The 18140-nt window shown below is 44.5% G+C and carries 15 protein-coding genes, 2 pseudogenes and 1 other annotated feature; of the genes and pseudogenes, 6 read left to right on the forward strand and 11 right to left on the reverse strand.

Annotated elements, in window-relative coordinates; all coding sequences use genetic code 11:
• Nucleotides 1–12: 12 nt before the first annotated feature.
• From M654_RS18090 to M654_RS18100, 3 genes are all read right to left on the reverse strand, one after another.
• Nucleotides 13–225: an alpha/beta-type small acid-soluble spore protein gene (locus tag M654_RS18090; protein ID WP_026588263.1), complete on the reverse strand. Its 213-nt coding sequence runs from the start codon at nucleotides 223–225 to the stop codon at nucleotides 13–15.
• Nucleotides 226–339: 114 nt separating this feature from the next.
• A complete protein-coding gene (gene thiI, locus M654_RS18095) occupies nucleotides 340–1545 on the reverse strand; it encodes a tRNA uracil 4-sulfurtransferase ThiI (protein ID WP_026588264.1) in 1206 nt (401 codons plus the stop codon).
• Nucleotides 1546–1553: 8 nt separating this feature from the next.
• Complete coding sequence (locus tag M654_RS18100) at nucleotides 1554–2699, reverse strand: cysteine desulfurase family protein (RefSeq protein WP_026588265.1); 1146 nt, start codon at nucleotides 2697–2699, stop codon at nucleotides 1554–1556.
• A 194-nt stretch (nucleotides 2700–2893) separates the two neighbouring features.
• Here M654_RS18100 and brnQ point away from each other — a divergent pair, with 194 nt between their 5' ends.
• Entirely contained in the window at nucleotides 2894–4231 is a 1338-nt protein-coding gene (gene brnQ / locus M654_RS18105; protein WP_026588266.1) for a branched-chain amino acid transport system II carrier protein, read from the forward strand.
• Between the two features lie 90 nt (nucleotides 4232–4321).
• Here the strand turns inward: brnQ and ezrA are convergent, their stop codons facing one another.
• Nucleotides 4322–6016 carry a septation ring formation regulator EzrA gene (gene ezrA, locus M654_RS18110; RefSeq protein ID WP_026588267.1) on the reverse strand — a complete coding sequence of 565 codons (1695 nt, stop codon included), beginning with the start codon at nucleotides 6014–6016 and terminating at the stop codon, nucleotides 4322–4324.
• 188 nt (nucleotides 6017–6204) lie between these two features.
• Between ezrA and hisJ the strand changes: the two genes are divergently transcribed.
• Nucleotides 6205–7014 carry a histidinol-phosphatase HisJ gene (hisJ, locus tag M654_RS18115; RefSeq protein ID WP_026588268.1) on the forward strand — a complete coding sequence of 270 codons (810 nt, stop codon included), beginning with the start codon at nucleotides 6205–6207 and terminating at the stop codon, nucleotides 7012–7014.
• Here the strand turns inward: hisJ and refZ are convergent.
• Nucleotides 7011–7649 carry a forespore capture DNA-binding protein RefZ gene (gene refZ / locus M654_RS18120; protein ID WP_026588269.1) on the reverse strand — a complete coding sequence of 213 codons (639 nt, stop codon included), beginning with the start codon at nucleotides 7647–7649 and terminating at the stop codon, nucleotides 7011–7013. The genes hisJ and refZ overlap by 4 nt on opposite strands.
• A 128-nt stretch (nucleotides 7650–7777) precedes the next feature.
• Between refZ and M654_RS18125 the strand changes: the two genes are divergently transcribed.
• On the forward strand, nucleotides 7778–8272 hold the full coding sequence (locus M654_RS18125; RefSeq protein ID WP_026588270.1) for a GAF domain-containing protein: 495 nt from the start codon (nucleotides 7778–7780) through the stop codon (nucleotides 8270–8272).
• 14 nt (nucleotides 8273–8286) lie between these two features.
• Here the strand turns inward: M654_RS18125 and M654_RS18130 are convergent, their stop codons facing one another.
• The gene (locus tag M654_RS18130) at nucleotides 8287–10002 is read right to left on the reverse strand and encodes a sensor domain-containing diguanylate cyclase (protein WP_026588271.1); all 1716 of its coding nucleotides are present in this window, start codon (nucleotides 10000–10002) and stop codon (nucleotides 8287–8289) included.
• A gap of 332 nt (nucleotides 10003–10334) precedes the next feature.
• Here M654_RS18130 and rpsD point away from each other — a divergent pair, with 332 nt between their 5' ends.
• Entirely contained in the window at nucleotides 10335–10937 is a 603-nt protein-coding gene (rpsD, locus tag M654_RS18135) for a 30S ribosomal protein S4 (protein WP_026588272.1), read from the forward strand.
• Nucleotides 10938–11820: 883 nt separating this feature from the next.
• Here the strand turns inward: rpsD and M654_RS18140 are convergent.
• Nucleotides 11821–12396 (reverse strand): annotated as a pseudogene (locus M654_RS18140) (peptidoglycan recognition protein family protein); the annotation flags it as partial.
• 6 nt (nucleotides 12397–12402) lie between these two features.
• Nucleotides 12403–12818, reverse strand: a pseudogene (locus M654_RS23970) (MBL fold metallo-hydrolase); the annotation flags it as partial.
• A 169-nt stretch (nucleotides 12819–12987) separates the two neighbouring features.
• On the opposite strand from M654_RS23970, the gene M654_RS18150 reads away from it, so the two are divergent.
• On the forward strand, nucleotides 12988–13398 hold the full coding sequence (locus tag M654_RS18150) for an Lrp/AsnC family transcriptional regulator (protein WP_026588275.1): 411 nt from the start codon (nucleotides 12988–12990) through the stop codon (nucleotides 13396–13398).
• A 337-nt stretch (nucleotides 13399–13735) separates the two neighbouring features.
• Here the strand turns inward: M654_RS18150 and M654_RS23635 are convergent, their stop codons facing one another.
• The 3 genes from M654_RS23635 to acsA form a co-directional block, all read right to left on the reverse strand.
• Nucleotides 13736–13879, reverse strand: coding sequence for a hypothetical protein (locus M654_RS23635; RefSeq protein WP_179115700.1), 144 nt, complete (start codon nucleotides 13877–13879; stop codon nucleotides 13736–13738).
• Nucleotides 13880–14009: 130 nt separating this feature from the next.
• Nucleotides 14010–15275 (reverse strand): tyrosine--tRNA ligase, encoded by a 1266-nt coding sequence (tyrS, locus tag M654_RS18155; RefSeq protein ID WP_026588277.1) that lies wholly within the window; start codon nucleotides 15273–15275, stop codon nucleotides 14010–14012.
• A gap of 48 nt (nucleotides 15276–15323) precedes the next feature.
• Nucleotides 15324–15563 (reverse strand) — a binding site (T-box leader).
• A gap of 53 nt (nucleotides 15564–15616) precedes the next feature.
• On the reverse strand, nucleotides 15617–17335 hold the full coding sequence (gene acsA / locus M654_RS18160) for an acetate--CoA ligase (RefSeq protein ID WP_026588278.1): 1719 nt from the start codon (nucleotides 17333–17335) through the stop codon (nucleotides 15617–15619).
• A gap of 154 nt (nucleotides 17336–17489) precedes the next feature.
• On the opposite strand from acsA, the gene M654_RS18165 reads away from it, so the two are divergent.
• Nucleotides 17490–18122, forward strand: a complete 633-nt coding sequence (locus M654_RS18165) for a GNAT family N-acetyltransferase (protein WP_026588279.1) — start codon at nucleotides 17490–17492, stop codon at nucleotides 18120–18122.
• Nucleotides 18123–18140 lie beyond the last annotated feature (18 nt).

An 18140-nucleotide genomic window follows, 5' to 3' on the forward strand; every position in this document is an offset into this window, starting at 1 on the left:
TCAATTTTCAGGTTATTGTTGTGGTCCACCCATTTGCTGTTGAGCGAAAGAAACTAAACGCTTAGTGATTTCTCCTCCAACTGAACCGTTTGCACGAGAAGTAGTGTCTGCACCAAGGTTAACGCCGAATTCAGAAGCGATTTCAAACTTCATTTGGTCGATAGCTTGAGCAGCGCCAGGAACCACTAGTTGGTTAGAACTGCTTTGTCTGTTTTGTTGAGCCATGTGTTCTCACCTCCTTGTGAGTATAGATTGTGTAAAAACACATGACTTCATGCAAATAATGATTGGTAATTGTATGCAATAAAAACAGACAAAACGGTGTGCCGCTAAACAGCTTTAAAAAAAGTCGGCAAATTTATCTTTCGCTTCTTTTTTGCTGCTTAACACGATCGTTTCCGTTTTTTCGACCGCTTCTTGAATGAGCGTTTCAAAATCCGTATAGCTTTCAAAGTGCTCGATTTTTTCTTTTTTCGGGCGTGTTTTCGGCGCTGTAGGGGTAAAGATCGTGCAGCAGTCTTCATATGGACGAATGCTGATATCATACGTGTCGATTTCCTTCGCTTTTTCGATGATCTCTGTTTTATCCATTCCGATCAGCGGCCGCAAAACCGGTGTGCTCGTAACGGCATTGATGGCATACATGCTCTCCAGCGTCTGGCTTGCCACTTGCCCGAGGCTTTCTCCGGTAAAGATGGCCAGGGCATTATGCCGTTCGCGAAGCTTGTCTGCAATCTGCAGCATGAGTCTGCGCGTCGCAGTCATCGAATAGTTTTCCGGAATTTGTTTTTGAATGAGTTCCTGCGTTTTTGTAAACGGAACGATATGAAGCTTGATGTCCCCGCCGAACGCTGTGAGACGCTCGGTCAGATCAATGACTTTTTGCTTGGCCCGTTCACTAGTGTACGGCGGGCTGAAGAAGTGGACGGCTTCGATTTCAAGTCCGCGCTTCATTGCGTAGAAGCCGGCAACAGGGCTGTCAATCCCGCCCGAGATCATCAGCATCGCTTTTCCTCCGCTTCCGACAGGCAGACCTCCGGCGCCTTTTTCATCCCTGAACGTCAAATAAGTGGCATCCTCTCTGATCTCGATCCTTAAATGGATATCAGGCGAATGAACATCAACGGAGAGGCTGTCTGTATTTCGCAAAATATGACCGCCGATTTCGGCATTCATTTCATTTGTGTTTAATTCAAACTGCTTATAGGCTCTTTTAGTGGATACTTTAAATGTGTCCCCAGGCTTGTATTGCTGTTGAACAGAGGCGAGAGCCGTCTCTTTTATGCTGTCCAAGTTTGTCTCGCATTTGACGGCGAGGCTGAAGGACTGAATCCCGAACACATGCTTTAAGCGGGCGATGACGGGCTCCGCATCCTCGCCGTTTAACATCAGGGTCATTCTGTCACGGGTTGACTCGTAACGGATGTTCTTAAAATCGCGGAGGACCATTTTCATGTTCCTTTTCAGCCGGTCGACAAAAAGCCGTCTGTTCTTTCCTTTTGTTGAGATTTCACCAAAGCGGATTAAAATGTAATCGTATTTCATCTGTTTCCCTACCTCATAATTCCTTTTAATTTGTGTAAACTTTCTTTTAAGGCCGTCATAAACGGCTCGACTGTTTCTCTGCCATCGCGGTAAGTCAGGCTGACTCTGATGCTGCTTTTGGCGGCCTCGTCCCCTTTGCCCATGGCTGACAGCACCTTGCTTGGTTTATGCTGTTTTGATGAGCATGCGGATGTCGTCGATACAAAAATATCTCGTTCTTCAAGCATATGCAAGAGAACTTCAGCTTTCATTCCGGGAACGGAGAAATTAATAATATGCGGCGCACTGCCGGTTTCCGGCGTATTTAATATCACACCTTTTATCTCTTTTAGCTCTCTGATCATGTCCGATTTTGCCGCTTTCATTTCTTCTATATAATCGTCATAATCCTTTGAAGACATGTTGACGGCTTTTGCAAGCGAAACTGCGCCTGCGGTGTTTTCGGTTCCGGCTCTTCGGTTGTTTTGCTGTTCTCCGCCCGAGATTAACGGAAAAAGCGTAAGCTCCTCTTTTAGTATAAGGGCGCCGGTTCCTTTTAACCCGTGAAATTTATGGCCTGAGATCGTGCAAAGGTCAATCGCTGAACGGGTGATGTCGAGAGGAACCTTGTTGATGCCTTGAACATAATCAACATGAAAGTATGCACGGCTCTTTTCTTTAACGATTCTTCCGATTTCTTCTATCGGCTGAATGGCGCCTGTTTCATTATTGACATGCATAACGCTGACAAGAATCGTATCTTTGCGAAGCGCTTTTTCCAACTGTTCGGGTGAAACAAAGCCCTGGCCGTCAACAGGGAGATATGTGACCTCAAAATCGAACGCCTCCTTCAGCTGCTCCAATGATTCTGAGACTGAAGGGTGTTCTATGGAAGAAGTGATGATATGTTTTCCCTTATGCTGATGAGCCAGTGCCGTTCCTTTGAGCGCCATATTGTTGGCTTCTGATGCACCTGATGTAAATACGACATCATAGCGGCTGAGAGACAGAGCCGATTTGATCTGCTGTCTCGCCTCAGTCAATAATTGATCTGCTTCAACACCATGGCGGTGCAATGACGAAGGATTGCCAAAGAAGCGCTGATTTACTTGTTCATAAATTTGTAATATTTCCTGATAAGGTTTGGTTGTCGAACTGTTATCAAGATAAATCATGACCTTCTCCTTTAAAATTGAACGTTCTTTTTCATGACTGTATATGTTATCATAACAACTTGTAATTGAAAATTAAAAATAAAAGTGTTTGACTTCTCTGATTTTTAAAATATAATAGTCTTTGGACTTTTGTCATACTATATCGCAAAAACTAATTGACAGAAAATTTAAACATCGCCAGGAGGTTCTTTTTAATGAAAACTTCACTATCCGCTAAGGAAACGACTGCGATCGGGCTCATGCTCTTCGCTCTCTTTTTCGGAGCGGGAAATATGATATTTCCTCCCCAGCTTGGTCAGGCTGCGGGAGAACATGTATGGCCGGCCATCACCGGGTTCTTGCTCACAGGCGTCGGGCTGCCGCTGCTTGGGGTTATTGCGGTCGCTCTGACCGGGAGCGCAAAAGGATTGGCCGACAAAGCGCACCCGGTTTTCGGAACGATTTTAATCGTCAGCATTTATTTAACGATCGGACCGTTGTTTGCGATCCCGAGAACGGGGAACGTTTCGTATGTTATCGCTGTTGAACCTTTTTTAGGAAAACATTCATCAAATCTTTACCTGTTTATTTTTACCTTAATTTTCTTCGGTATCACATACTTTTTAGCATTAAATCCAAGCAAGCTTGTTGACCGGATCGGCAAAATATTGACACCGATATTATTGGCTGTCATCGCCATCTTAGTCATTAAAGCGTTTGTGACGCCGATGGGCAGCATTGGTTCTGTGACAGAAGCTTATCAGTCCGCACCGCTGTTCGTCGGATTTTTGGAAGGCTATAAAACAATGGATGCCATTGCATCGATCGTTTTTGGAATTGTTGTCATCAATGCGATTAAAGATCGCGGTGTGACAAACCCTAAATCAATTGCCGCTTCCTGCATCAAAGCAGGGGTTGTGGCTGCCGTCGGTCTTGGATTGGTATATGTCTCACTCGCTTATTTGGGAGCCACGAGTGTTGATACAGTGGGATCACTGGATAACGGCGGGGAAATCCTGTCGAAAGCTTCGGCGTATTTATTCGGATCACTCGGCAATGCCGTTCTCGGAATCGCGATTTTGTTCGCCTGCCTGACGACGAGTGTAGGACTTGTCTCTTCTTGCGGCGAGTACTTTTCAAAGCTGATTCCAAAGCTTTCCTATAAAACTGTCGTGATCATCGTCACTCTTTTCAGTCTTGCGATTTCCAATTTCGGTCTGACTGAAATCATTTCGTTTTCCGTGCCGATTCTTTCGGCAATTTATCCGCTTGCCATCGTCGTTGTATTGTTTTCATTTATTGACAAGCTGTTTAAAGAACGGCGCGAAGTGTATATCGGCGCCCTGATTCCGACCGGAATTTTCAGTATTATTGACGGTTTAAACGCTGCTAAAATTCCGTTAGGACCGCTTAATGACATTTTAGGCCAATACATTCCGCTCTACTCTAACGGTGTCGGCTGGGTTGTTCCGGCCCTCATCGGTGCTGTAATCGGATATATTACGACCTTTTTCATCCCTTCACAGGCCGACCGTTTAAGAAAAGTAAGCTGATGCAGACAACAACCCCCTCCGTGTGATGCGGAGGGGGTTTTGATGAGGGGAAATCGAAAAGACCGGCACTTTCTAAAAGTGCCGGTCTTTTTATTCAGTGTCGCGCGCCTCTGCTTCCAAACGGCCTACCGCTCCGGGAGACGCTTTTTCCACCGCTCTTGCGGCTAACTCGTAAGCTTCATCATACTCATAGGAGTAGAAGCGGTTCTCCGCTTCCTTCAACTGCTCAGAAAGCGCATGGTTCTGACTTCTGAAGCGGTTGCCGTACTGAATGATGCGCTCGATCATCCTTACTTTATCGACTAAATCATCTGTTTCTTGTTTCACTTCTGTGACAAGGCTCTCAGCGCCCTGTAAACGCTCGTTGACCGCCTCCATGTTGAGCGGCAGCATTTGCAGCTGCTCATTCACTTTTTGTACGGCGGAGCGGGACTGCTCTATTCTTTCTGTTATAGATGCCGGAATTCCCGGTACATTGCTTTTTTCCAAGCGCCTTGCGGTATGTGTAATCGTCTGCTTCAACTGCTGAAGGAGCTCTCTCGCCTGGAGTTCTTCTTTTCTCAGCAATTGCAGCATGTCTCTGTACTCATCATACTCCTTTTGAGCCGCTTCCAGCTGCTTTTCGATGTCCAGAAGCTCTTCCTTCAGGAGGGAGTATGCGACATGCTTCTGATCAAGCCTCTCTTTTACCTGTTCAAATTGTTTTTCTATCAGTTCAAGACGCTTTTCATACGACTGCTGCTTCTCCAGTTCACCCGTTGAAAGCCGATAGCTTTCCTTCACAAGATCGGTCTCTGCTTTTGTATCCTGCTTGTTGGTTTCAAGCTTTTCCAATGCGGCGGCCAGCTCAGGCATTTTAGCGAGGATCACCCTGCCGGCTTCGACCTCTTGTTCAAGCTGGGTGTACAACGTCTGAATCGTTTCTTCAATCATCTGCATCGTCGCAGCGGCTTCTTCCAAATTCAACTCGCTCAAAAGCGCATCTTCCGCGCGTTTCAGTTCTTTTTCAAGGTTTTCCAGTTCCTTTTCAATTTGAATATGATCGAGCTTGTAGCCTTTATCGATCATTTCCTGATAGCCGGCTTTCAGCTTCACCAGCTCGTTCGGCACCGTCTGTTTGCAGCCGGCAAGCAGCTTCGGCACGTCGTCTATATGTGATTGAAGCTCTTCAAGCAAGCGGTCCTGCGCAAGCAGCACTTTTCTTGCTTCTATGTAGTTCCCGCCGTCTGTTTCGGCTTCGAACTGTTTAATTCCTTCCCACACCGAATCAAGATCCGCCTCTATTTTCGGATAGAGATCTCCGTATAGATGGCTGTAAGCCAACAGATTTTTGCGTATTTTTGTATACTGCTCTTTAATTTCTTCAATTTCCTTGCGGTTTTGTTCTTCGCTTGAGACGAGATTGGCGATTTCCTTTAAAATCTCTTCAATATTGGATTCAGCCGCCGACAACAGGTTCTCGATGTGGGCGAGCACCTGCTTTGATTTTTGAAAGCGGTACTTGTCGGCGCAATCCTCCGCCTCAAACAGCAGCTCTTCAACTTTGGGCATGTGCGCAGTCACGATTTCATCCCATTCATTGCGCCATCTCTCAAAGAACTCTTCCGTCTGACCCGTCATCTTTAAATGCTTGATTTTTGACATTTCTTCCACAATTGAACGGTTCAGTATTTCAATTTTCCACGCTTCCAAACGGTCAATTTCTTTATATATATTTCTCCTGAATAAGTAGCCTGTAGCGAATAAGATTAAAAATAACGCCAATAAGCCGATGACAAACTCCATAATGAGCCCCCTTGCTGTTTAACTTGTTCTGTCAGGGTATGATATTTGAAATTGTATGTAAAACTAAAAGTTTAGCTATCGTTTTCATTGTTCTTATGATACCATGTAACCAACATTTTTTGAGCAGAATTTTTAATTTTTTTACATCAAAGTGACAACATCTGACTATTTTTTTACGGGGTGACATCATGCTGAAACGAGACGGTCATGTTCATTCTCCTTTTTGTCCGCACGGATCAAACGATCAATTCAGATATTATATAGAAGAATTATGCAAAAAAGGCTTCGATTCCGTTTCCTTTACGGAGCATGCTCCGCTTCCGCCCTCTTTCATCGATCCGACCCCCAAACAAGACAGCGCCATACCGATGTCCGCCCTTGAGGATTACCTTGGAATCCTCAAGCGCTTGAAGGAAGAGTATACAGGACAGATCGATATTTTGATCGGCCTGGAAGTTGACTATATCCGCGCCTTTGAGCATGAAATCAAAACGTTTCTTGATACGTACGGGTCTTTCCTTGACGACAGCATCCTTTCGGTTCATTTTTTGCCAGCGGACTCCTCACACATCTGCCTTGATTATGATGAAGATGCATTCCAAAACCTGATTGACTGTCATGGGAGCATCGAGCAGGTGTACCTAACCTATTTTCAGGAAATCTTTTCTTCCATTGTATCACCGCTCGGCACCTATAAGCCAAAACGAATCGGCCATATAACGCTGGTGAAAAAATTTGTTCAGCTCTACCCTTATTCCATGTCTGAACCTGTCCGGAGGCTGGCTTCCTCCTGTTTGGACGAAGCCGCAAAACGCGGCCTTGAGCTCGATTTTAATACAGCGGGTCTGCGCAAGCCTTATGCCGGTGACATTTATTTGGAAGAGTGGATGATCGAGGAAGCGGCGAAAAAAAACATCCCGCTTGTTTATGGGTCTGATGCCCATCAAGCTAAGGATGCCGGGTTTGGTTACGAACATTTTGAACGCCGCTTTGGCTAAATGGCGGCAATGTGCTGCTGTTCTCTGTACAAGAGGCTGATGATCCAAGTTTTCACCTCTTTATAATACGCCTGATAAAAATAAGGTTCATGAGGCTGCAGATAAAGCACTTCAGAGATATACTGAGGCTGCAGATAGGGCATCATCAAAAGGGACTTCAGCTGAATCATAAAATGAGAAAGCGGAAAACGGGAGAATTCACCGTCCTGTTTTCCTTTTTCGATGATCAGGTGGAGAATGTACTTTTCTTTTGTCAAATATGTCGACATCACTTCGCGGATCAGCGTCGAATCAATCGTCACTTCACGGTAGACGAATCGAGTTAATTGACGGTGTTCATGCTGATACGATAGAATATCAAAAACCAATTGAAGAAGGCAGTCTTTTGCATTGAGGTCCTGAAGACGCTCATGGCCGTTCTCAAGGATTTTTAAATAGACTTCATAAAAACGGGATACTAAATGCTCCATCAAACCGCCTTTTCCGTTAAAATAATAGGAGATGTGGGCCACATTGACATTCGCTGCTGCTGCAATTTCACGGACGGACGTTCCTGTGAACCCCTTTTGGTTAAACAGCGCAATAGCGGATTCGATGATCCTGTCCTTTGTGGTTAAAAAAGAGTTTGATCCCATTTTGCTTCACCCCTTCTTACTTAAAACAATTCCACTTCATCTGGGATTGTTCCTGTAAAAAGTGCTCGACAAATAGCATCACGCCAAGCGCAAAATTGGCATTTTAAAGAAAAAGCGAGGGAAATACAATGTTTCATGTCGAAAAAACAGAAGGCGGCAAAGAAAAAAAATACGAGCTGCTTCTCAAACAAATCGATGCGCTCACAGAAGGCGAAACCGATTTGATAGCGAATGTGTCGAACGCCTCCGCACTCTTGTATCACTCATTGGAAAACATCAACTGGGCCGGCTTTTATTTCGCCAAAGACGGTGAGCTTGTGCTCGGGCCATTCCAAGGGCTCCCTGCCTGTGTGCGGATTCCGGTTGGAAAAGGGGTCTGCGGCACAGCTTATGCAAACGCCCGGATCGAACGCGTTGCCGATGTCAACGCCTTCCCGGGACATATCGCATGTGATGCGGCATCACAATCCGAAATCGTGATCCCTCTTGAAATCAACGGGGAGATGGTCGGAGTGCTTGATATAGACAGCCCGATTAAAAACCGTTTCGATGAAACCGATGAACTTTACTTGAAAAAATTCACCGAAAAACTTGGAGAACGCTTAAGCGAAAAGAGCCGGTAAAACCGGCTCTTTTTTCATGAAGAAGCGTTGTAGACGCTAAGTTTGTTTTTACCGTTTCGCTTGGCATCGTACAGGGCAATATCCGCCTGTTTTACAAGAGACGCCAAGGTTTTCGGACAATTCATTGACCAACAGGATATCCCGCAGGAGATCGTGACTTGCGGATTCGTGCACTCCCTGACAAGCGCAATCAATCGGCCTGCCAGCATTTTCCCAGCATGCAAATCGGCTTTCGGAAGGTATATCGCCAGCTCTTCTCCGCCCCACCTTGCCCCGACATCCTGCTCGCGAATGTTTCGCTGAATCGCCCGGGACACTTGGATGAGAATCTCATCGCCTTTCTGGTGTCCGTAGGTGTCATTGATCTGTTTAAAATCATCAATGTCGATTAACAAAAACACTCCGCTTTGGTCAGCCTTCATGCTGTATTGAATCTTTTCATCAAGAAAGCTTCTGGAATATAGCTCTGTCAGGCGATCCGTCTGAACAAGATACTTCAGCCGATCGCGAAGCATTGAATTTGAAACGGCCAGAGTGGAATGCCGGATAAGCGTCTGGAACAGCTTGAACATCTCAAAAGTAAACGAACAGGCGTTTTTTTTCAAAACGATGACAAACCCTTTGTTTTCATTATTTTCAAGCATAGGAACACCCATTAATGAAGCATATCCGTCCTGTCCGAACAGTGTAGAGCCGTTTCCGACAAACACTCCGTTCTCTTCGGATACTTTTTCTTTAACATAGCGAATATAAGGATCTGCTGCATCCGTTTCAAAAAAGCTTGTGCTCCCTGGCAGCAAATTCTCTTCTTCCAAATGATTGTGATAAAAAAAGCCGACTTCCTCAGCCCCGAATGAGCCGATCAGCCTGTCGGACAAGTTTTTCATCATATCAGGAAGCTGTTTTGTCCTGTTCAGCTGATGGGAGGTTTCGTTGATCAGCTCCAAATTCGAAATCATATTTTTGGATTGCTCATAGAGCCGGGAATTTTCAAAGGCTGTACCTGCCGCATTCGAAATGACGCATATTTCCTCAGCCATTCCGGCAGCATCGGGTCCCGATGCTTTCAAAACACCGTAAGTCCCCTGTCTTCCTTTAATCGGAATATAAACGATTGAATCATCCTTCTGCTTCCGCTTCCCTGACAAATAAGCCTCCAATGCAAAGGGATCAGTCGTCTCATTTTGAACATCGATTTCTTTTGCAGGCAGATTGATGTATTGATCCTGATCAAAGGATAAAAAAAGGCAGTAGGTTAAATCAGGAAAAATACCCCTCAAACTCTCGAGCATCGTTTTGAGAACTTTTTCTTGATCCATCAGCCCATGAACCCGTTCCGTCTCTTTATAAATTCTTGTTTTGCGAAGCGTATCCCTATGTGTTTTTTCGAGCTCTGTACAATGTTTCAAAAACATATAAATCGATTCAGCCAGATTTTTCGGTATTTTACGATTCTTTAGACTTATAAGTTCGATATATTTACTGTTTCTTTCTATTGTTATAATGGTATAATAATCATTGATACAGCTGATTGAATCGTTACGGTCTTTCAGCTTCGCCGGCTTATGAGAAGAGGCTTGCAAAGTCAAGGAAATCGGCGAGAAAAATGACTCTGCTGCCTCTTTCAGCCAAACGACAGAGTTATTGTATGAAAGAGCCGGCTTTTTTAACAAAAATTGGAGAAGCTCCTGATGAAAAGAGAGATATAGGTCTTCAGTTTGTCTATTCATTAATATCACCCAAAAACATCCATTGAAATCTAATCTTATTTTCCTAATTATATCATAAAAACAGGACTATATCCCGGTATGTGTTTTAAATCCATTTTAAGCCTGTCCATATGTGGTTGACTTTAACCCTAGGACATTATATAATCGACTTTGTGTGAAATATTGCAGCCTTTTTGTTCTGCTTCCGTGTTTCATTTTGTTCCTTATATATAAGGTGTATCGTGTAACTCTTTGCTGCTGGAGCGAGGATACATGAAAACAAAATGGACATGGCTGAATTGAACAGATGGGTTTTATTTTCACAAAAATAAAACCAAAGGAGGAGTCACATTATGGCTCGCTATACAGGTCCAAGCTGGAAAATATCCCGCCGTTTAGGAATCTCCTTAAGCGGGACGGGTAAAGAATTAGAAAAACGTCCTTACGCGCCAGGTCCGCACGGTCCGGGACAGCGTAAAAAATTATCAGAATATGGTTTGCAATTGCAAGAAAAGCAAAAGCTTCGCCATATGTACGGTGTAAATGAGCGCCAATTCCGCAATCTTTTTGACAGAGCTGCGAAAATGGCCGGTAAACACGGTGAAAACTTCATGATTCTTCTTGAATCTCGCCTTGACAACATCGTATACCGCCTTGGCTTAGCGCGCACTCGCCGCCAAGCACGCCAATTGGTAAACCACGGTCATATTCTTGTTGACGGAAGCCGCGTTGATATTCCGTCTTACCAAGTAAAACCTGGTCAAACAATCGGCCTTCGCGAAAAATCAAAAGATCTTTCCATCGTCAAAGAAGCGGTTGAAGTGAACAACTTCGTTCCTGAATACGTAACATTTGACGCTGAAAAACTTGAGGGTACGTTCTCTCGCCTTCCAGAGCGCTCTGAGCTCCCTGCTGAAATTAACGAAGCGTTGATCGTTGAGTTCTACTCTCGTTAAAACAAATGCTCTGTAAAGAGCATCGGCAAAAACCCTAGAATCGTTGATATACCAACGATTCTAGGGTTTTTTGTTTGCTCTCTGCTTTGTGGAATATTGTATTCTCTCCCCCATTGGTTTGGGGGAAGTTTGGGAGCCGTTCCCTTTTTAAATGGAGCGGAAACCGGGGAAATCATTTATATGGAAGGAAAAATTCATTACATAAATCAGATCCGCAAGGTTTTTTTCATGTCGTGGATTCAAAAGGAAACACCAACAACCTCATTAAATTTAAAATGTCGTCGGCGTGGAAATAAAGTAAGCCCTTCTCACAGCTGGAAGGGCTTTACTCATCATAGGGTCTGTATTTTTTCGCCATTTCAATCAGAAAGGATCAATTTTAAAGCCAGATGAGATGGATACCCTGAGTGGAAATCAAGAAACAGCGATGGGTGTTATGTTGAAAAAAGTCGGAAACAAAGAAGACACTGAAATGAATACTCTCGCCGACCCTGATCGAACAACAAAATTGGCGGCACAAAAAGTTTCTAAGAAAGTGTATAGTGAAGAGGAGTTAGAAAAGCTAGAAAAGAAATATACTCTTTATAATGACACAGTGTACTGAGCTTATATAGATGGTGATATAATCGTCAAGCTAGAACCTACTTACACCGTTCCTGAAGATGTTGAAAAAAGCGAATGGGAAAGACTGGTTTGGAATTTGCAGGAGTTTATGATGCAGTTAGAGCCGGATTTGGGTACGACCTTGAGAGCTTATTGAGGAAACTATAGAGGAATTAGAAGGAAACGTTGAAAATCCGTATTCAGGATTAGAATAAAGTAAGAAACAAACATAATTTTTGTTTTCAAGGCGCCGGTTGCGGCGCCTTCTTTTCTATTTCAGTAACGACTCAAGTTTCCCCTTAGTCTTTGGTCCGTAAATGCTATCTGCCGCAATTCCCGCTCTTTTTTGAAGGGATTTGACAGCCTGCACAGTTTCATACCATAAGAGCCATTGGCCTCGAATTTAGGTAACGAGAAGCCCGCGGCAATCAGACGTTTTTGCAAGGTCTTGACTTTGGGGCCTGACGATCCTTTTTTCAAGATCGTGCCGGTGGATTTGCTCGACTGGCTTGCGGATGCTTTCTTTTCTGATACCGTTTGACCGAGCAGGCTGTCAAATTTTTTGCGTAATGCCGATAATTGACTTGAATCTCTTACCCACGGAGCCGGGCAATTTTTGTTTGTTACGTCGTAATGGCGAACGATCTTATTTGTAGACAAACCGTAACGCTTGCACAGATGGGTGACCAGTTCAGCAGTATTCTGAACTGTTTCACTGTGAATCTTGCCGTCTTTTTCGACACACATTTCAACGTCTATCGCTGTTGTATTTTCGCTCGGCTTTAAAAAACTGACATAACAGCGATTTTTGTCGTGTGCATATGTAGGTGCCCTCATTTTCAGGAATAATGTACTGATACCCCGGCTGATGTTCATTCATTTCTGCTTGAATCCCTTCATCCCAAACTGTATCTCCTGCTGCATACAACATCTTCTCCTCTTCCGCGTTCGCCTTTTGATTTGATGAATTGAATTCCCTCAAAAACCGCATCTTTTGTTAAAACCTCTACATTAGAAAACCGGTCTTTCTCTCTTCCCCAGCATCCGCTTCATTTTGGACAAGCACTTCTTTGACAGCATCATCAAAATGATCCAAATGCGGATATGTTACAATCACAGCATCCGGATTCCGAATCAAATGATCCATTGATGTCGGCAGCCTTAGCGAATTTGGAAAAGGCGGTAAGTCCCTTTCCCAGCTAACATTGGATCTATGAGAAACTTTTTGCCTGCATATTCGACGACTAGTGTAGCATTGCGAATTTGTTGAATATCCATGGTTATGATTCCTTTTCTTTGTCTTATCGATAGTTTATACTATGATCCCTTGAGATTTACATAGTTAAGATCAAGTCTTTTTTCTGTTTGACTTGATGTTTGAAAAAACGTATTTTATTTTGTGCCGGAATGTTTTAGGTCGATCGCATTTGAGAAAGGATTTGATTAGATGCTTGATCATACAGATTTGCGGATATTAGAAGAGCTTTCGAAAAACAGCCGGATGACGATGAAGGAATTGGGAGAAAAAGTTCATTTGACAGGGCAAGCTGCCGCAACCAGAGTTGCGAAATTAGAAGATAGCGGGGTGATTGAAGGCTATACCATTAAAGCGAATCAAGTGAAACTAGGGTGTTTTATCCACGCGTTTATCAATATCTACACCAAAAGCACTCATCACCAGCCTTATCTTTCATTTATCAACGCACAAGAGAAACACATCATCAACAACTATAAAATCAGCGGGGATGGCTGCTATCTGCTTGAATGCAAATTTCCATCCAATGAACATTTAGACCAATTTTTAATCGGCTTGAACAAGCATGCCAATTATAAGTTGTCGATTGTGATTAGTAAATAGTGCATCCATTCTTTGCGGGATTATATTGCTCTGCTCTTTGATATTCTTGGATCTAAATGAATGCGCGTAGAAGAATATGAATCTATTTGGTGGGGCTCGGCATTATTCGCATTCATATTTTTTCGATTAATAACATCACAATGTCGGCATTTTTAATGAATCAACACAAAAAGAAAAAGCGGGATGATCCCTGCTTTTTCGGTCCTATTTTATTAGAACGTTTCCGGGTTCGAATGTCCCGGGCTCATACGTTGCTTTATAATGTCTGCTAAAAGCCGTCTGCTTTAGAACGGCGAATTCGTGATGACAGTGCCCCCGGCATGAATTGGCCGTTTTTTTATTTTAAACGCTTCGTCTCTTCCGAATCGTTCAATTGATTAAAGCCGTCCACTGTCTGTTCGGCCTGTGTTTTTCGTACAGCTTCAAGCTGCTTTTGATAATCTTCTTTGAATTTTTCTTTCGCGGCAATAAACAAGTTCATTCTGAATTCCTCCCGACTAGAGAATGGAAACGCTTTACTTTCTATATCTATTTTTGACATTTCCTGAATGAACATACATCAAACGTTTTGATAAAAAAACCCTTGCCGTTTAAGCAAGGGTTTCAATGGATTATTTGTAAGTCAGCAGGAAGTATTTCTTTTTCCCGCGGCGAATGACGGTAAACTGGCCTTCGATGCGGTCTTCGCTGCCTAGGACGGCGCCTACGTCATTACGGCGTTCGCCGTTGATGTAGACCGCGCCGTTTGTAATGTCTTCGCGAGCCTGACGTTTTGAAGGCGAAAGTTTTGATTGGACGAGCACATCGACAAGCGGCAATTCGGCTGTCTGATCGAGTTCCAGCGAAGGTACGCCTTTAAAGCCGACCTTCACTTCCTCAGCTGTCAATTGTTTGATATCTCCGCTGAACAGTGCTTTTGAGATGTTGACAGCCTGCTCAAGTGCTTCACGACCGTGTACAAGATCGGTTACTTCTTCGGCGAGGCGCTTTTGCGCTTCGCGTTTTTCAGGCGCCGTCTCTGTTTTTTCAGCGAGATCTTCAATTTCTTCTTTGGACAAGAAAGTGAAGTATTTCAAGTATTTCACGACATCTCTGTCATCTGTGTTGATCCAGAATTGGTAGAACTCGTAGGCCGATGTTTTCTCTTTATCAAGCCAGATCGCGCCGCCTTCGGTTTTTCCGAACTTCGTGCCGTCTGCTTTTGTCACAAGCGGAATCGTCAATCCGAAAGCTTTTGCATTCTCTTCGGATTTGCGGATGAGCTCGAGGCCTGATGTGATATTACCCCACTGGTCGCTTCCGCCGATCTGCAGCTTGCATTCCTTGTTTCTGTACAAATTCAAGAAATCGAGAGACTGCAGGATCATGTAACTGAATTCAGTATAAGATATGCCCGTCTCGATTCTGGAGCTTACCGTATCTTTGGCAAGCATGTAGTTGATGCCGAAGTTTTTGCCGACATCGCGCAGGAAATCAATGACGTTCATTTGCCCGATCCAGTCGTAGTTATTCGCCATCACCGCCGGGTTGTCACCGGCTTCAAAATCAAGGAAACGCGAAAGCTGATTTTTGATTTTTTGCGACCATTCGCGGACGATTTCTTCATTGTTCAGCGTGCGCTCCGCTTTCTTTCCGCTCGGATCACCGATCAGACCCGTTGCTCCGCCTACGAGTGCAATCGGACGATGTCCGGCCAGCTGGAAGCGGCGAAGCATTAAAATCGGCAGCAGATGCCCGATATGCAAACTGTCAGCTGTCGGATCAAATCCGGAGTATAAGCTGATTTTCTCTGAATCCAGCAGTTCTCTCAAGCCTGCTTCATCGGTTTGCTGCTGAATCAGTCCCCTGAAGGACAAATCATCAAGTAAGTGTGTCATCATCATTTAGCTCCTTTTTTCCAAAAATAAAACGCCCCTTCGCAAAAACGAAGGGACGATAAAAATCGCGGTACCACCCTGCTTAAAAGAACGCATGACCGCGCTCTTTTCACTCTCATTGATAACGGAAAAGCTTCCGTTCTTCTGCTACACAAAGCCCGGGAGGCTTTTTTCGCAAAAGCGGTTCATGAGTGTAATTCAAACCATCCATATGTGCTGATTTTCACCGGCCATCAGCTCTCTAAGACAGGGAAGGATCGTTCTACTGGTCTCAGTCTTCACCTTTTAAATATTCGACTAAATCTTTTTTAACATAATATTTTTTCATTGTCAATGAGACATCAGTCTTCCATTGTGGAAAGATCCCCGGCCGGCAGGTTCAATTCCCAGGCTTTCAGGACACGCCTCATGATTTTGCCGCTTCTCGTTTTCGGCAGTTTATCCTTAAACTCGATTTCCCTTGGCGCGGCATGTGCGGCCAAGCCTTGTTTCACGAACTGCCTGATTTCTTCTTTTAACGAATCTGACGGTTCATAACCTTCTCTAAGCGCGATGAACGCTTTAATAATTTCTCCGCGGACCGGATCCGGTTTGCCGATGACACCCGCTTCGGCGACAGCTTGATGCTCGACAAGCTTGCTCTCGACTTCAAACGGGCCGACGCGCTCGCCTGATGTCATGATGACATCGTCGATCCGTCCCTGGAACCAGAAGTATCCGTCTTCATCCATGTAGGCGGAATCGCCTGACACATACCAATCACCCGGCATAAAATAGGAGCTGTATTTTTCAGGGTTGTTCCAGATCGAATGCATCATCGACGGCCAGCCTTTTTTAATGGCGAGATTCCCCATTCTGTAAGGAGGCAGTTCATTTCCCTGATTGTCGACGATCGCAGCCTCTACGCCGGGAATCGGCTTGCCCATTGATCCCGGTTTAATTTCCATGCACGGGTAATTGCAGATGAGCTGCGCTCCTGTTTCAGTCATCCACCATGTATCATGAATCCGGTTGCCGAAGACTTTATGCCCCCATCTGATGACTTCAGGATTTAACGGCTCCCCTACGCTTAAAACATGCCGTAGTGAACTCAGATTGTATTTGTTCACAAGATCGTCGCCTGCACCCATCAGCATCCGGAAAGCCGTTGGCGCGCTGTACCATACCGTCACTTCCATTTTTTCAATTGTTTCGTACCATGCCTCAGGACTGAATCTGCCGCCTACGACGACATTCGTTGCTCCATTCAGCCACGGACCGAAGATCCCGTAAACCGTTCCGGTGACCCAGCCGGGATCAGCGGTGCACCAATAGATGTCATCATCATGCAGATCAAGAACCCATTTGGCTGTTTGATAATGTTGAATCATTGCTTTGTGGACGTGGAGAACCCCTTTTGGCGCGCCGGTTGAACCCGATGTATAGTGAAGCAGCATCCCGTCTTCCTGATCCATCCATTCAATCTCAAGATCAGTGCCTGCTTCCGCCGCTTTCGCGTAATAATCGATGACAGGTCCTTCTTCCTTTACGCCTTCTCCAACGACAATGATTGATTCAAGGTCCGGAAGTTCATCGGCCGGCACCCGTTCAAGCAATTCCGGCGTCGTCACGATGACCTTCGCTCCGCTGTTTGCAAGCCTGTCTTTGACGGCACCTTCCATAAATGCTTCAAATAACGGCCCGACAATCGCTCCCAATTTGACAGCGCCGAGAAGAATAAAATAAAGCTCGGGTGATCTCGGCATAAAAACAAACACACGGTCTCCCTTTCTCACATTGGCATGCTGCTTTAAGACATTCCCGGCTTTATTGGTTTCATTTTTCATCTCTCTGAAGGTGTACTTTTCTTCGCGGACCGGATCTTTGTAGTAAAATGCCACTTTGTTTTTCAAATTTGACTCAGCGTGGCGGTCGATCGCTTCATAAGCTGCATTGATTTTTCCCGTTTTGTACCATGAAAAATGCTTTTCGGCATCCTTCCAGTCAAATGTCCGATATGTTTCATCATAGTCAGTCAAGTTGTAATTTCCCTTTTCTGCCGGCAGCGCTTTCAATTCCATGTCCATCCCCCTTTGTTCGATCATCAAATATATTATAGTATAGATTTTTTATTTTCTCAATTTTTAAAAAATACTGTTCTATCCTATGAAAACGCTTAATATTTTGGTATGTTATGTATAAAAGACTTCAACTAAGATGTAAGGCGGTGGATACGTGGAGCATCACAAAACCTATCATGCCAAAGAATTGCAGACCGAGAAAGGCGCATTGCTGATAGAAGGTCCTATCAGTCCCGAAAAGCTTGCAGACTATCAATTTCATGGCGAGCTTACAGCCTTTCGCCCATCTGAAAAACAGCACGAAGCATTGATCGAAATCGCAGGACTTCCCGAAGGAAGGATCATCATCGCTCGTTTCAATCACACCATTGTCGGCTATGTCACCTATGTTTATCCGGATCCGCTCGAAAGATGGTCAGAAGGAAATATGGAAAATTTAATTGAACTCGGCGCCATCGAGGTAATCCCTATGTTCAGGGGGCACTCCGTCGGAAAGACGCTTTTAGAGGTCAGCATGATGGATAAGCAGATGGAAAAATACATTATCATTACAACCGAGTATTACTGGCACTGGGATTTAAAAGGGACAAATATGGATGTTTGGGAATACAGAAAGATGATGGAGAAGATGATGAATGCCGGAGGGCTTGTCTGGTTTGCAACAGACGACCCGGAAATCAGTTCTCATCCCGCCAACTGTTTAATGGCCCGCATCGGAAAAGAGGTCGGTCAGGAATCGATCGAGCAGTTCGACAGGCTCAGATTCCATAATCGTTTTATGTACTAAGGGAGCAAAGGGGATGTG

Source organism: Bacillus sp. NSP9.1, from assembly GCF_000465465.2.
In the GTDB taxonomy this organism is placed as follows: Bacteria; Bacillota; Bacilli; order Bacillales; family Bacillaceae; genus Bacillus; species Bacillus sonorensis_A.

What these genes read in the sequence shown, in the direction of transcription:
- M654_RS23635 (WP_179115700.1), bottom strand. Translation starts at nt 13,879, where the DNA reads ATGAACTTGTTTATTGCCGCGAAAGAAAAATTCAAAGAAGATTATCAA.
- M654_RS18090 (WP_026588263.1), bottom strand. Translation starts at nt 225, where the DNA reads ATGGCTCAACAAAACAGACAAAGCAGTTCTAACCAACTAGTGGTTCCT.
- tyrS (WP_026588277.1), bottom strand. Translation starts at nt 15,275, where the DNA reads ATGACACACTTACTTGATGATTTGTCCTTCAGGGGACTGATTCAGCAG.
- rpsD (WP_026588272.1), top strand. Translation starts at nt 10,335, where the DNA reads ATGGCTCGCTATACAGGTCCAAGCTGGAAAATATCCCGCCGTTTAGGA.
- M654_RS18130 (WP_026588271.1), bottom strand. Translation starts at nt 10,002, where the DNA reads ATGAATAGACAAACTGAAGACCTATATCTCTCTTTTCATCAGGAGCTT.
- refZ (WP_026588269.1), bottom strand. Translation starts at nt 7,649, where the DNA reads ATGGGATCAAACTCTTTTTTAACCACAAAGGACAGGATCATCGAATCC.
- thiI (WP_026588264.1), bottom strand. Translation starts at nt 1,545, where the DNA reads ATGAAATACGATTACATTTTAATCCGCTTTGGTGAAATCTCAACAAAA.
- ezrA (WP_026588267.1), bottom strand. Translation starts at nt 6,016, where the DNA reads ATGGAGTTTGTCATCGGCTTATTGGCGTTATTTTTAATCTTATTCGCT.
- M654_RS18125 (WP_026588270.1), top strand. Translation starts at nt 7,778, where the DNA reads ATGTTTCATGTCGAAAAAACAGAAGGCGGCAAAGAAAAAAAATACGAG.
- brnQ (WP_026588266.1), top strand. Translation starts at nt 2,894, where the DNA reads ATGAAAACTTCACTATCCGCTAAGGAAACGACTGCGATCGGGCTCATG.
- hisJ (WP_026588268.1), top strand. Translation starts at nt 6,205, where the DNA reads ATGCTGAAACGAGACGGTCATGTTCATTCTCCTTTTTGTCCGCACGGA.
- M654_RS18150 (WP_026588275.1), top strand. Translation starts at nt 12,988, where the DNA reads ATGCTTGATCATACAGATTTGCGGATATTAGAAGAGCTTTCGAAAAAC.
- M654_RS18100 (WP_026588265.1), bottom strand. Translation starts at nt 2,699, where the DNA reads ATGATTTATCTTGATAACAGTTCGACAACCAAACCTTATCAGGAAATA.
- acsA (WP_026588278.1), bottom strand. Translation starts at nt 17,335, where the DNA reads ATGGAATTGAAAGCGCTGCCGGCAGAAAAGGGAAATTACAACTTGACT.